This is a genomic window from Flavobacterium psychraquaticum (assembly GCF_034497725.1).
GTDB lineage: Bacteria > Bacteroidota > Bacteroidia > Flavobacteriales > Flavobacteriaceae > Flavobacterium > Flavobacterium psychraquaticum.
This window is the reverse complement of record NZ_JAXKVR010000030.1, coordinates 822,246-836,540: the sequence shown is the minus strand read 5'-3', so window position 1 is coordinate 836,540 and position 14,295 is coordinate 822,246. Positions and strand designations below refer to the sequence as shown.

Below are 14,295 nucleotides of genomic sequence, written 5' to 3'. Positions count from 1 at the left end.
TTGTTTCTGTTAATTAATACTTATTTATCGTTTCTAACTTTCACGTGATACATCACGTTTGGTTTTGTTCCGATGTGCTCTAATAAATGGTACATTCTTTCGTCTTCTAGTAATTTAGCAACATCAGATTCAGAATCATTAATATCTCCAAATTTCATTGCGCCACTTGAACAAGCTGCAGAACAAGCGGTTTGGAATTCATCCTTACCTACTACTCTACCTTCTCGCTTAGCAGTTAACTTAACCGCTTGAGTCATTTGGATACACATTGAACATTTCTCCATAACTCCACGAGAACGAACATTCACATCTGGATTAATAACCATACGGCCTAAATCGTCATTCATGAAATAATCAAACTCACTGTTTTTGTTATACAAGAACCAGTTAAAACGTCTTACTTTATATGGACAGTTGTTAGCGCAATAACGCGTACCAACACATCTGTTGTATGCCATATGATTTTGACCTTCTCTACTATGCGATGTTGCAGCAACAGGGCAAACTGTTTCACAAGGTGCGTGATTACAGTGTTGACACATTACTGGTTGGAAAGCAACTTGTGGATTTTCTGATGGATCTTCCATCGCAGAAAAAGTACTTACATTATCGAACAATCCTGAAGCACCATCTTTTACAACGATATCTCCAGCAAATGTTTCTTGAGAAGAATAATACCTGTCAATACGCAACCAATGCATGTCGCGGCTTCTTCTAATTTCAGATTTACCTACAACTGGCACGTTATTTTCAGCATGACAAGCTATTACACATGCTCCACAACCTGTACAAGCATTTAAGTCAATCGATAAATTGAAATGATGTCCGATTGATCGATCAAAAGATTGCCATAAATCTACGTCTTTTGCGGCAGTTGGTTTGTGATCTAAAGAAACCATTGGCATTATATTCCAATCTTTAGCTTCTTTCGTATTAAATATTTCAAGAGTAGTTTCTTTGATGATATCACCTCTACCCATTAATGTTTTTTGTAATTGTACACAAGCGAACTCATGTTCTCCTTCAGCTAAAGTGATGGTTGCTGATTGATTTGAATTCAGGTTAGCATATAAAGTATAAGCATTAACACCTACTTGCATTTCTTCTTTCAATCCGGCTTTTTTACCATATCCGAAAGCTAAACCTAAGGTACCTTTGGCTTGACCTGGTTGAATAATTACAGGCACACTTTCTAAAGTAACGTTTCCAACTTTAATAGTTGCGTTACTTCCGTTTAGACCTCCATTTGCAACATTCCAATTTTCTATTCCGATAGCTTCAGCATCAGCTTTAGAAACTGTTACATAATTATCCCAAGATACTCTAGTAATAGGGTCAGGGAATTCTTGTAACCAAGGATTATTTGCTTGTTGTCCATCACCCAAACCTACTTTTGTATATAAAATTAAATCAAAATTACTAGATTTAGCTTTAGACAATGCGATAGCAGCATCATTTGAATTAACCACAACACCATTTAATGGAGAAGCACCGCCAGCAATAAATCCATCATGCACTGCTTGATTCCAAGTTTTTCCCGCTAAAGATGTAGCAGCAAATCCTTTTAAGAAATCGAAGTAAGGAGTTGTATCACCAGTCCAAGACAACAATGCTTCTTGAAATTGTTTTGTATCAAATAAAGGACGAATTGTAGGTTGCATTAAACTATAATTACTTCTAGTCATTGCAACATCACCCCAAGATTCTAAGTAATGTGGTGTTGGAGCAGCAATTGTTGTCAACGATGCCGTTTCGTCTTCTTTCAAAGAGAAAGCAACTGACAACTTAACTGATTTCAAAGCTTTAACGAATTCTTTTGAATCTGCTAATGTATAAACTGGATTAACGCCATTCATAATCAATGTATGCACTTTTCCAGCTTTCATATCTGCTACTAATTGCGTAACAGCTTTTGCATCGCCTTTTCTTGTTAAAATCGCATCACTTGGATTGAATGCTGCCGATTGTAGCGCCTGATTAATTGCGATTGCTAACGACTGTGCATTAACATCATCTAAACCAGTAACAAAAACACCCTTGCTTCCTGCAGCTTTTAATTGATTTGCAGCTTTAACTACCGCTGCATCATATTTAACGATGTTTGATGTTCCGACAGAAGCACCCGTAACGATATTATAAATCTTTACTAGAGCTTGTTTCTGAGCAGCAATATTTAAAGGAATTCTAACATCCGCATTAGCACCAGCTAAAGACATATTAGCTTCAATTTGAATATGCTTAGACATCATTCCGTTTTTAGGAATGCGACCTTGAGCGTATCCAGCGTCAAAACCTCCACCTTGCCAATCTCCCAAGAAATCTGCACCAATAGAGACAATTGTATTTGCTTTTGAGAAATCATAATTCGCTAAAGCTCTCGTTCCATAAACAGCTTGGAAAGCATCTAAAGCATTAGATTCTGAAATTGCATCATAAACAACATGTTTCGTTGTAGGATATTTTGCTATTAAAGAAGCAATTAAAGCATCAGTCGATGGACTTGCCATTGTATTTGTTAATACAACCACATTACCACCCGTTGCTTTTGCGTCTTCTAAACTTGCTTTTACTTTAGCATTAACTTCATCCCATTTCGCATCTTTACCTGCAATTTTAGGATTCTTTAAACGTAAGCTATCGTATAATGAAAGAACCGACGCATGAACACGAGCATTGGCTCCAGTTCTTGCACCTTCTAAATTATTGTTTTCAACTTTAATAGGACGACCCTCACGAGTTTTGATTAAAATGTTAGCGAAATCAAAACCATCAGCCATAGTTGTTGCATAAAAATCGGCAACTCCAGGGATAATTTCTTCCGGTTGAACTACGTAAGGAATTGATTTGACAACAGGACCCTCACATGCCGCTAAAGATGCAGCAGCAGTGCTAAATCCAACATATTTCAAAAAGTCACGACGAGTTGTTGATGAGGCAGACAAAGAATCTTTGTCTCCTAAAAATTCATCAACAGGAATTTGCTCCACAAACTCGTTGTTTCTTAGCGTCTCAACAATAGAACTATTTTCGTTTAGTTCCTCAACACTTTTCCAGTATTTTTTGTTTGATGCCATTGTATATTAGCTTCTTAAATTAATATTATTAATAGTGACATTTTCCACATTCTAATCCACCCATCTGCGCTGCAGTTAACTGCTTCACACCGTATTTTTTAGAAAGTTCTTCATGTATCTTTGTGTAGTAAGCGTTATCTTCTACTTTCACATTAGTTTCTCTGTGACAGTTAATACACCAACCCATAGTTAACGGTGAATGCTGACGCATAATTTCCATTTCTTCTACTGGTCCGTGACAAGTTTGACATTCTACACCGGCAACAGTTACGTGTTGTGAGTGATTGAAGTAAACGTGATCTGGTAAGTTATGAATTCTAACCCATTTGACAGGCTTGGTTTTCCCGGTATAAGATTGAACATCTTTATCCCATCCAACTGCGTCATATAATTTAGCAATTTCGCCATCATAAAATTCTTTCGAATATTCCTCAGTAGCTGTAGTTTCAGCAACCTCACCAATACTCTTATGACAGTTCATACAAACATTCAATGAAGGAATATTCGAATGCTTGCTAACTCTTGCTGCAGAGTGACAGTATTTACAATCAATACCGTTTTCACCTGCATGAATTCTGTGCGAATAATGAATAGGCTGAACAGGTTCGTAACCCTGATCAACACCAATTTGCATCAGCCACCCATAAGCAAAATAAGCGCTTACCAAAAGTAAAACAATTACAGAAACTAGCACTAAAAACTGATTTTTAGCATAAGCTCTGAAAAAAGTCAATACTGAGCGATTTTTTTGAACGACCTCAATGCCTTTAGAAGCAGTAATCTTAGTTAGAACATTGTTTACTAAAAACAACATAATTACCAACATTAGCATCACCAAAGCAAGAGCTCCTAAAATTACATTGTTTGAAATTCCAGAACCCTCAGTAGCAACTTGTGTGCCTGGAGCAACTATAGGAGCTTCGACAACAGGAAGCGGCTCTGACGTGTAAGCCAAAATATCATCAATATCTTGATTTGACAATTGTGGAAATGCAGACATTGGAACCTTGTTGTTCTCTTCAAACACTTTAATTGCTTGCGCATCTCCCGACTTGATTAAATCTCCACTGTTTTTAATCCATTTGTACAACCATTCTGTATCATATTTAGCAGCAACATTACGGAGCATTGGCCCGGTAGCTTTAGCATCTAATTTATGACAAGCAGCACAATTGGCGTTAAACAATTCTTTACCTTTCGCAGCATCTTGTGCGAATGCAGATAAAGACGTTACTAGCACGAATGCTAGACCGAAGAAAATCCTTGAAAACGATTTATGGTTACCCACTTTTTTCATATTTAAAATGATTATCAACTAATTTTTGGTATGATTTTAGCAACGAATACTAACAGCCACACCTTTTTCTTTTTTAAAACTCCGACAAAAATACAATAATAGAACTATTATTAAAACCTTAACTTTATCTTAAAATGTAATTTATACCAATTCTAAATAATTTTAATTCATCAATTATATACTTAAATTGTATTTTTGTAGCCAAATAAATTGAAAATGAAAAAACAAACCACACATAAGTCATTGTTTCTCTTGTTACTATCAACTTTGTATTGTCTTGATGGCTTGTCGCAAGTGTCAACAACAAAGCTATCTCAAGACCCAAAATTTGAGCAACTTTTGAAAGAAAAAAGAAAATTAAATCAAAGTATTACAACTAGTGAATCATACAAAATTCAAATCTTTTATGGTAATGGAGAAGATTCAAAAAAGAGGCTGCAGGAATTTAAAAAAGAATATAAGGAGATAGACGGCACCATAGTTTATAGCAATCCAAGTTACAAAGTATGGGTTGGGAACTACAGTACCCGTATAGAAGTTGAAAAAGTATTCTTACAATTAAAAAAAAGATTTCCAACCGCTTTAATAATAAAGCCAAATAACTAAAAACAAAAAAGCCCTGAAAATTTCAGGGCTTTTTTTATGTATAAATTGAATTACTTCAACTTTTTCTTGACTTCTACTTCTTGGAATGCTTCAATTAAATCATATTCCTTAATATCGTTGTAGTTTTTAATTTGCATACCACAATCATATCCTTTAGCTACTTCTTTCACATCGTCTTTGAAACGTTTTAAAGTTGCCAACTCTCCTGTATACACTACCACACCTTCTCTAATTAAGCGAATTTTAGAATTTCTATAGATCTTACCATCCGTTACCATACATCCTGCAATAGAACCTACTTTAGTAACTTTGAATATTTCTCTAATTTCTGCTGTTCCTGTAATCTCTTCTTTCATAACCGGAGATAACATCCCTTCCATTGCATCTCTCAAATCATCAATAGCATCATAAATAATTGAATAATTACGAATATCGATTTCTTCTTTATCTGCTAGTTGTTTTGCATTTCCTTGTGGACGCACATTAAATCCGATAATAATCGCATCAGAAGCCGAAGCTAACAATACATCAGATTCAGTGATAGCACCAACGCCTTTATGAATAATATTGATTTGAATTTCTTCTGTAGATAATTTAGAGAATGAATCCGCTAAAGCTTCTACTGAACCATCCACGTCTCCTTTAAGGATAATGTTTAATTCTTTAAACTGTCCTAACGCTATACGACGTCCAATTTCTGCCAAAGTAATATGTTTCTGTGTACGAACCGATTGCTCACGTTGTAATTGCGTACGTTTGGCAGCAACTAGTTTCGCTTCTCTTTCCTCTTCATATACATTAAATTTATCACCAGCTGTTGGCGCGCCGTCTAAACCTAACACAGATACAGGTGAAGATGGTCCGGCCTCTTTAATTTGTTTACCTCTTTCATCATACATGGCTCTAATTTTACCATGATTTTTTCCAGCTAAGACATAATCACCAACTCTTAGAGTACCAGCTTGCACTAAAATAGTTGAAACATATCCTCTTCCTTTATCTAATTGTGCTTCCACAACTGTTCCTAAGGCTAATCTTTTTGGATTTGCTTTTAGTTCTAATATCTCAGCTTCAAGTAATACTTTTTCCAATAATTCTGGAATACCTTGACCAAATTTAGCAGAAATTTCTTGTGACTGATATTTACCACCCCAATCTTCAACTAGCAAGTTTAATTGTGCTAATTGTTCTTTAATTTTTTCAGGATTTGCTGCTGGCTTATCTACTTTATTAATTGCAAAAATCATCGGAACACCTGCTGCTTGAGCATGGCTAATTGCTTCCTTAGTTTGTGGCATAATGTCATCATCAGCAGCTACTACAATAATTGCAATATCTGTTACTTGAGCACCACGCGCACGCATTGCCGTAAAGGCCTCGTGACCAGGTGTGTCTAAAAATGCGATTTTTTCGCCATTTTCTAATATAACACTATAAGCTCCAATATGCTGTGTAATTCCACCAGATTCACCACTGATAACGTTTGCTTTACGGATATAATCCAATAAAGATGTTTTACCGTGGTCAACGTGACCCATTACAGTTACAATCGGCGCTCTATGTACTAAATCTTCAGGATTATCTTCAATAACTACCGCTGCTTCTTCAATATCAGAAGTAATAAATTCTACTTCATATCCGAATTCATCAGCTACGATTGTTAATGTTTCAGCATCTAAACGTTGGTTCATAGTTACCATAATTCCAAGTGACATACATGTACCGATTACTTTTGTAATTGGCACATCCATCATTGTAGCAACTTCACCAACAGTAACAAATTCAGTTACTTTTAATGTTTTGTTGCCATCTTCTTGCGCTTGTAACTCTGCTTCATTTCTTTCTCTGTGCGTCTCTCGTTTATCACGACGATATTTAGCAGATTTTGATTTATTACCTTTACCTTGTAAACGCTCAAGTGTTTCTTTAATTTGGTTTTTAACGTCCTCTTCAGAAGGTTCAACTTTCTGAATAATTGGTTTTTTACCTTTATTAAAGCCACCACCGCCACCGCTTGCATTACCTTTAACAAACTCTTTTTTAGGACCGCCAGTCGTAGTTGCAGTTCCTACTGCACCTGGACCTCCTGGCTTAATGATTCTTTTACGCTTATTTTTATTATTTGCATTAGCTCCTGCAACATTTGGTGTTATAGGAGTTCCTGGTTTTTTAACATCTTTTTTAAAATCTTCTTTCTTCTTTTTAGGTTTGTCAAATTGCGTTAAATCAATTTTTTGACCTGTAAAAGTTGCACCTGTTAATTTTTGATATTGGGTTTCAATTTTAACTTCACCCTCTTCACTTGTTTCAGATGTAGCTTCTGCGACCGTACTATCTTCTAAAATCACCTTTTTAATTTCCGACTTTTCAACAGCAGGTATGTCTTGTTTCACTTCGACATCCAATTTTTGTTCAGCAACAAGTTTAGCCTCAACTATAGGTTTAGCTTCAACTGTAGGCTTTGCTTCTACAGTTGGCTTTTGCTCAACTACTGGTTCAGCATCAACTATAGGTTTCTTTTCAGTTACCTTTTTCGCTTCAGGAGTGATGGTTTTTGCCTCACCTTTTGGAGCTTCAGAAACAACAGATTTTTTAGGCGCTAAATCTATTTTTCCAATCGCTTTTGGGGCAATTACAACAGCTTTAGCTTTAATCACTTCTTGTCTTTGACGTTCTTCTTCCTGCAAACGTTTTGCCTCATGTTCTTTTTCAAGTTCACGTTTTAGAGCCTCTTTCTCTTTTCGTTTTTCTTCACTAACTTCAAGAGAGGCTTCCTTATTTCCTTTGTCAGCAGAAAATTGACCACATAAGACTTTGTACTCCTCTTGAGATATCTTAGCATTTGGACTCGACTCGATCTCATGACCTTTGTCTTTTAAAAAATCCACAGCTCTATCAAGAGAAATGTTTAACTCCCTTAAAACTTTGTTTATTCTTATTTCTCTTCCTTCAGACATATAATCTTTTTAAAAAATTCTTCTTTGTTGTGTGTTATTATATGACAAGAATTAATTATCTAATTCTTCTTTTAAGATGTTCATTACATCTACAATTGTTTCTTCTTCTAAATCAGTTCTTCGAACTAAATCAGCAACTTCTTGATTCAATATACTTCTCGCAGTGTCTAAGCCAATTTTAGCAAATTCCGCAATGATCCACGATTCAATTTCGTCAGAAAACTCGCTTAATTCAACATCATCTTCCTCAACAGCAGCTCCTTCACGAATTACATCAATTTCATAGCCAGTTAATAAACTAGCTAATTTAATGTTATTTCCACCTCTACCGATTGCCTTAGAAACTTCTTCAATTTTCAATAATACTTCAGCTTTTTTAGTTTCTTCATTAATTTTAACAGAAGATACTTTTGCCGGACTCAATGCTCGTGTTATGAACAATTGAGGGTTTGTAGTATAATTGATAACATCAATATTTTCGTTTCCTAATTCACGAACAATTCCATGAATACGAGAACCTTTCATACCTACACAAGCTCCAACTGGATCAATTCTATCATCATAAGAATCTACAGCCACTTTTGCTTTCTCACCCGGAATACGAACAACTTTTTTAATTGTAATTAAACCGTCAAAAACTTCCGGGATTTCTTGTTCAAATAATTTCTCAAGAAAATCGGGAGCCGTTCTTGACATAATAATTTGTGGCTTATTCCCCTTTAATTCGACATTTTCAATAATTCCTCTTACGTTATCTCCTTTTTTGAAATAATCATTTGGAATTTGTTTTTCTTTTGGTAAAATGATTTCGTTTCCTTCATCATCCATCAAAATTACAGCTTTTGGACGAACGTGATGTACTTCCGCTGTATATATATCGCCAATTAAATCCTTAAATTGTTTGTAAAGATTGGTATTGTCGTGCTCGTGTATTTTTGAAATAAGATTCTGACGTAAAGCTAAAATAGCTCTTCTTCCAAGTTGAAATAACTTCACCTCTTCAGAAACATCTTCACCAACTTCAAAATCTGGTTCAATTTTCCTTGCTTCAGAAATTGAAATTTCAGAGTTTTCATCTTCTACTTCACCATCTTGCACAACAACACGATTTCTCCATATTTCCATATCTCCTTTGTCAGGATTAATGATAATATCGAAGTTGTCGTCTGAACCATATTTCTTTTTCAAAGCATTTCTAAATACTTCTTCTAAAATTGCCATTAGTGTAACTCTATCAATGAGTTTATCGTCTTTAAATTCCGAAAACGATTCTATTAATGCAATATTCTCCATGTGAACTCTTTTATTTTAAAATGATACTATAACAATTGCCTCTTTTATATCTACATATAAAATATCAGCTTTTTTATCAACTGTTTCTTTTCCTTTACCTATTTTCTTAGGTTCTCTTGCTTGCCATTCTAACGTGATTTTTTCATCATCAGCCGCTAAAAGCGTAGCTTCAATTTCTTCAGAAGAGGTTGTCTTAACTCTTATTGTTCTACCAATATTCTTCTTATATTGTCTCACAAATTTCAAAGGACTTGAAAGACCTGCCGATGCAACTTCTAAAGAAAAATCTTGTTGTTCACGATCCAAATTATTCTCAATCACTCTGCTAATATCGATACAATCTTGGAGATTAATACCATTATCACCATCTAAATCAATACTGATTTTAAATGAATCATTGATAAGTAAATTAACTAAAAACAAATCTTGTCTCTCAGCTAATGCATCATTTAACAAACCCAAAACCTTTTCTTTAAACGTCATAACTTTTATAAAAAGAGGCACGCAGTGCGTGCCTCATTATTCATTTTCCTTCAAATAACTGCGCAAATGTACAATTTATATTTGAATTAAAAAAAAATTGTGGATGTGGATATTTTTTATATCTTTATAGTATAGATTTTTATGATCTTTTTAATAACCTAATACAAACTTATGAAACGAATTTTAGTACCCACCGATTTCTCTAATCATGCCGAATATGCACTTAAGGTAGCTGCTCAAATCGCAAAAAAAAATGACGGTGAAATCTTTTTGATTCACATGCTCGAACTTCCAACTGCGGGAGCTGATGCTTTGTCAAGATCTCATGAAATGCCAGAGTTAATGCTATTTAAAAATATAGCTTTAAAAAAATTAGACGAACTGATGGATTCTGATTTTCTAGGTGATATTAAAATATCTAGAATTATTCAATTTGAGTTGGCGTTTGACGGAATTGTTAAAAATGCAGAAGCACAAAATATTGATTTAATAGTGATGGGGTCTCACGGAGCTAGCGGATTTCAAGAAATGTTTATTGGCTCTAATACTGAAAAAGTCGTGAGGAATTCTGAAGTACCAGTACTTGTTGTAAAACGCGAAGAGCCTAAATTTAACGCAGATACCTTTGTTTTTGCTTCTGACTTTTCTGACGAAGCTAAAAAACCTTTCCAAAGAGCATTTTCTTTTGCACAAGGATTTAACTCACACCTTCACTTAGTAAATATAAACACTCCAAACAATTTTAAATCTACCAAAGTTGCAGAAGAAACAATGGAGGCTTTTTTAGAAGGCATTGACAAAACAAATATTACCACACATATTTATAATGATGTAAATGTTGAAAAAGGAATTTTGCATTTTGCTAAAGGCATTAATGCTGATATAATCGGAATGAGCACACACGGAAGAAAAGGATTAGCACATTTCTTTAACGGAAGCATTAGCGAAGACTTAGTAAATCATGCAAAAAGACCCGTTATAACCTTTAAGATTTAACAAAAAATTAAAATTACAAAAAGAGACTGCAATTATTGTGGTCTTTTTTTTTGAAAATACCCTTAAAATCAATCACATAAGTACATAAAAAAACTCCGCTTACAAGAAGCGGAGTTTCGTTGGCCCACAAGGACTCGAACCTTGAATGACGATACCAAAAACCGGAGTGTTACCATTACACCATGGGCCAATTCCCAAACAATCTCTTCGATTGCGAGTGCAAATGTACTACATATTTTTGATTGTGCAAATTTTTCTAAAAAAAATATTAAAAAATTAATTTAACATTTTATGTTAGCAAAAAAATAGTTTCTTTGTAGTTGAAATAAAAGAAACCAAATTTATGACGTCATTCAATTTTAAAAAATGGAACACCATTTTGGGCTGGTCCACTTTTGCAATTGCATTATTAACTTATTCACTAACTGTTGAGCCAACATTGAGTTTTTGGGATTGCGGTGAGTACATTGCTACTTCGGCTAATTTAGAAGTAGGGCATCCGCCAGGAGCGCCCTTATTTCAAATGCTAGGAGCGTTCTTCGCTATGTTTGCTTTTAGCCCAGATAAGATTGCATTGATGGTAAATTATCTTTCCGTTTTTTCTAGTGCTTTTACCATTTTATTTATGTTTTGGTCTTTAACTTTATTGATGAAACGTATAATAAACACAACAGAAGATACGTCAAACAGCAATAGCATTATGATTTTAGGAAGTGCTTTCATCGCTGCTGTTTCATTCGCTTTTACCGATAGTTTTTGGTTTAATGCCGTAGAAGCAGAAGTATATGCAATGGCGTCTTTCTTAATTGCACTACTTTTTTGGTTGGGACTGCGTTGGGAACAAGAATTAGAAACGCCACGAGGAAACAAGTGGTTATTGATTATTTCTTTAGTAATAGGGTTGTCTTTTGGAGTCCACTTTATGGCATTACTGACATTCCCTGCAATTGGATTTCTTTATTTCTTTAAAAAATATAAAAATATAACAGTAAAAAGTTTCTTACTTGCAAACGTAGTAATTGCAGCTATTTTGCTTTTTATTTTTAAATTACTACTTCCCTACACTCTAGCATTCTTCGGAAAAACAGAAATATTTATGGTTAATAGTTTAGGATTACCTTTTAATTCTGGAACTATTTTTGCGTTTGTATTGATTGTTGTTGCGTTTTATTTTGGACTCCAATATACCAAGAAAAAAGGACACGTTTTCTATAACACTTTGATATTAGCAACTTTATTCATCTTAATTGGTTTCTCAACGTGGTTAATGTTGCCAATTAGAGCAAATGCCGATACACCAATTAATGAAAACAAACCCTCTGATGCTGCTGAAGTTTTAGCTTATTACAACAGAGAGCAATATGGTGAACAAAAGTTGTTTTATGGCTCACAATTTTCAGAAACTTATGCAGGTTTAGACGCTACGACTCCCTATTTAGATGATAAACCGAATTATGAGCGTGACTACACAACAGGAAAATATGTAATCATTAACAATTACAAAAATGCCAAACAAAATACAGATGATGCTCACAAAGCGTTATTGCCGAGAATGTGGAGCACCGAACATAATGTCAATTACATGATATTTGGTGAGCCGCTAGAATTTAGAATTGATCCTGAATATTCGCATGAAGATGAATTGGTAGGCATAGTTACAGATTTTAGAGCGGCTTATGCAAATGGCGATTTAGATTTAAAAGAATACGACACGTTTTTAAAGACTTACGGCCAATATTTAATTATAGACAAACCAAGTTTTGCTACAAATATGAAATTTATGGTCCAATTTCAATTTGGCTACATGTATGTAAGATATTTGCTATGGAATTTCGTGGGAAGACAAAATGACGAGCAAGGAAAGTACGATGATTTAAAAGGAAATTGGATTTCGGGCATCGATTTTATTGATGAAATTTTTATTGGTTCACAAAAAGAGCTTCCATCAGATGTACAAAATAATAAAGGTCGTAATTTATATTACTTTTTACCTTTCCTATTAGCCATTGTTGGAATTTTCTATCACGCTAAAAAAGATGTAAAAAGTTTTTACGTTTTATTAGTTTTATTCTTATTTACAGGTTTAATCTTAAAAGTTTACCTAAACGAGAGACCGTTTGAACCAAGAGAACGTGATTATGCATTAGTTGGTTCATTTTATGTGTTTGCTATGTGGATTGCATTTGGTATTTATGCCATTTTTGATCGGATTAAAAAATACATAGCACCAAAAACGGCTATTCCATTAGTACTCGTTGTTTGTTTGTTAGCTTCTCCTGTACTTTTAGCAAAAGAAAATTGGGACGACCACGACCGATCTGACAAGTATACTGCACTTGCTATGGCAAAATCTTATTTAGATTCGTGTGAACCAAACGCAATATTATTTACAATTGGGGATAATGATACGTTTCCACTTTGGTATATGCAAGAAATTGAAGCTTATAGAACCGATGTAAGAATTGTAAACACGAGTTTGTTTATGACGGATTGGTATATTGACCAAATGAAAATGAAAACGCATAAATCTGAACCAATTCCAAGTTCTTTCAACAGAGAGCAATATAAAGGAAACAGGCGCGATTATAGTCTATATGTGGAACGTACAACAGAGCCATTATTACTTGATGAAATGTTAAAATTCATCGCCTTAGAAGATGAAAGAGCAAAAATAACTTTAGACAGTGGAAATAAAGTAAATTACTTCCCATCTAAAAAAGTGTTTTTACCTATTGACAAAAATACAATCATCAAAAATAAAGTCGTTGATCCTAAATTTTATGACTCTATTGTTCCGCAAATAGAATTTACAATTAAAGACAAAGCGTTGTACAAAAATAGATTGATGATGTTAGACATCGTAAACCAGAACAATTGGAAACGTCCAATTTACTTCACCGGTGGAAGCTTTGGCGACGACGATTATATTTGGATGAAAGACTATTTGCAGTTAGACGGGATGTGCTTCAAGTTAGTTCCCGTAAAAACACCTGTGAAATCACCAAATCCGATGGAAATGGGTTACATTGATTCAGACAAAATGTTCGATATTGTAATGAAATGGGATTGGGGAAATAGCGAAAGTCCAACAATTTATCACGATCCTGAAACGCGTAAAAATAGTATTTCATATCGAACAAATTTAGCCCGATTGGCTGAGACCTTAATTAATGAAAATAGATTAGGAAAAGCTGAAAAAGTAATCGATTTAGCGATGGAAAAAATGCCTTTGGAATACTTTGGTTATTATTCCTTATTAGAGCCATTTGCTAAGGGTTATTATGCAGTAGGAAAAAAAGAAAAAGCAAAAACAATGCTTACAAAACTAATCAAAAAGCAACAAGAAAATTTAGCCTATTATAACACTTGGAAGCCTAGCGATCAAAATTTCAGTGCTATGGATATCATAATGGATATTGAACAATACAGAACTTTCTTAGAAATTGCTAAATATGGTAAAGATTTGGAATTTTATAATAAAGAAAAATTAAAATTCAATAATTATAACAAAATGTTTATCCGTTTTGGAAGAAAAATGGAATAGCTTGAATTTATAATTTTAAAAAGTCTCAAACAGAATTTTCTATTT

General features: G+C 34.2%; 8 protein-coding genes and 1 tRNA gene. 3 read left to right on the top strand and 6 right to left on the bottom strand.

Going from position 1 to position 14,295, the window contains the following annotated elements; genetic code table 11:
• Nucleotides 1–20 precede the first annotated feature (20 nt).
• On the bottom strand, nt 21–3,074 hold the full coding sequence (locus T1L09_RS13620; RefSeq protein WP_322551518.1) for a TAT-variant-translocated molybdopterin oxidoreductase: 3,054 nt from the start codon (nt 3,072–3,074) through the stop codon (nt 21–23).
• Between the two features lie 28 nt (nt 3,075–3,102).
• The gene (locus T1L09_RS13615; RefSeq protein ID WP_322551517.1) at nt 3,103–4,371 is read right to left on the bottom strand and encodes a c-type cytochrome; all 1,269 of its coding nucleotides are present in this window, start codon (nt 4,369–4,371) and stop codon (nt 3,103–3,105) included.
• 216 nt (nt 4,372–4,587) lie between these two features.
• Here T1L09_RS13615 and T1L09_RS13610 point away from each other — a divergent pair, with 216 nt between their 5' ends.
• Nucleotides 4,588–4,977 carry an SPOR domain-containing protein gene (locus tag T1L09_RS13610; RefSeq protein WP_322551516.1) on the top strand — a complete coding sequence of 130 codons (390 nt, stop codon included), beginning with the start codon at nt 4,588–4,590 and terminating at the stop codon, nt 4,975–4,977.
• A 50-nt stretch (nt 4,978–5,027) separates the two neighbouring features.
• Here the strand turns inward: T1L09_RS13610 and infB are convergent, their stop codons facing one another.
• The 3 genes from infB to rimP are packed head-to-tail and all read right to left on the bottom strand — an operon-like array spanning nt 5,028 to nt 9,710.
• On the bottom strand, nt 5,028–7,934 hold the full coding sequence (gene infB / locus T1L09_RS13605; RefSeq protein WP_322551515.1) for a translation initiation factor IF-2: 2,907 nt from the start codon (nt 7,932–7,934) through the stop codon (nt 5,028–5,030).
• A 51-nt stretch (nt 7,935–7,985) separates the two neighbouring features.
• Nucleotides 7,986–9,227 (bottom strand): transcription termination factor NusA, encoded by a 1,242-nt coding sequence (gene nusA, locus T1L09_RS13600; RefSeq protein ID WP_322551514.1) that lies wholly within the window; start codon nt 9,225–9,227, stop codon nt 7,986–7,988.
• A 15-nt stretch (nt 9,228–9,242) separates the two neighbouring features.
• Nucleotides 9,243–9,710 carry a ribosome assembly cofactor RimP gene (gene rimP, locus T1L09_RS13595; RefSeq protein WP_322551513.1) on the bottom strand — a complete coding sequence of 156 codons (468 nt, stop codon included), beginning with the start codon at nt 9,708–9,710 and terminating at the stop codon, nt 9,243–9,245.
• A 171-nt stretch (nt 9,711–9,881) separates the two neighbouring features.
• On the opposite strand from rimP, the gene T1L09_RS13590 reads away from it, so the two are divergent.
• Nucleotides 9,882–10,706 carry a universal stress protein gene (locus T1L09_RS13590; protein ID WP_322551512.1) on the top strand — a complete coding sequence of 275 codons (825 nt, stop codon included), beginning with the start codon at nt 9,882–9,884 and terminating at the stop codon, nt 10,704–10,706.
• Between the two features lie 119 nt (nt 10,707–10,825).
• On the opposite strand, the gene T1L09_RS13585 is transcribed toward T1L09_RS13590, so the two are convergent.
• A tRNA-Gln gene (locus T1L09_RS13585) sits at nt 10,826–10,896 on the bottom strand.
• Nucleotides 10,897–11,049: 153 nt separating this feature from the next.
• Between T1L09_RS13585 and T1L09_RS13580 the strand changes: the two genes are divergently transcribed.
• A complete protein-coding gene (locus T1L09_RS13580; protein ID WP_322551511.1) occupies nt 11,050–14,250 on the top strand; it encodes a DUF2723 domain-containing protein in 3,201 nt (1,066 codons plus the stop codon).
• The last annotated feature ends 45 nt before the right edge of the window (nt 14,251–14,295 follow it).

Coding starts and splice junctions, on each gene's coding strand:
- T1L09_RS13590 (WP_322551512.1), top strand. CDS start 9,882: ATGAAACGAATTTTAGTACCCACCGATTTCTCTAATCATGCCGAATAT.
- infB (WP_322551515.1), bottom strand. CDS start 7,934: ATGTCTGAAGGAAGAGAAATAAGAATAAACAAAGTTTTAAGGGAGTTA.
- T1L09_RS13610 (WP_322551516.1), top strand. CDS start 4,588: ATGAAAAAACAAACCACACATAAGTCATTGTTTCTCTTGTTACTATCA.
- T1L09_RS13620 (WP_322551518.1), bottom strand. CDS start 3,074: ATGGCATCAAACAAAAAATACTGGAAAAGTGTTGAGGAACTAAACGAA.
- T1L09_RS13615 (WP_322551517.1), bottom strand. CDS start 4,371: ATGAAAAAAGTGGGTAACCATAAATCGTTTTCAAGGATTTTCTTCGGT.
- rimP (WP_322551513.1), bottom strand. CDS start 9,710: ATGACGTTTAAAGAAAAGGTTTTGGGTTTGTTAAATGATGCATTAGCT.
- T1L09_RS13580 (WP_322551511.1), top strand. CDS start 11,050: ATGACGTCATTCAATTTTAAAAAATGGAACACCATTTTGGGCTGGTCC.
- nusA (WP_322551514.1), bottom strand. CDS start 9,227: ATGGAGAATATTGCATTAATAGAATCGTTTTCGGAATTTAAAGACGAT.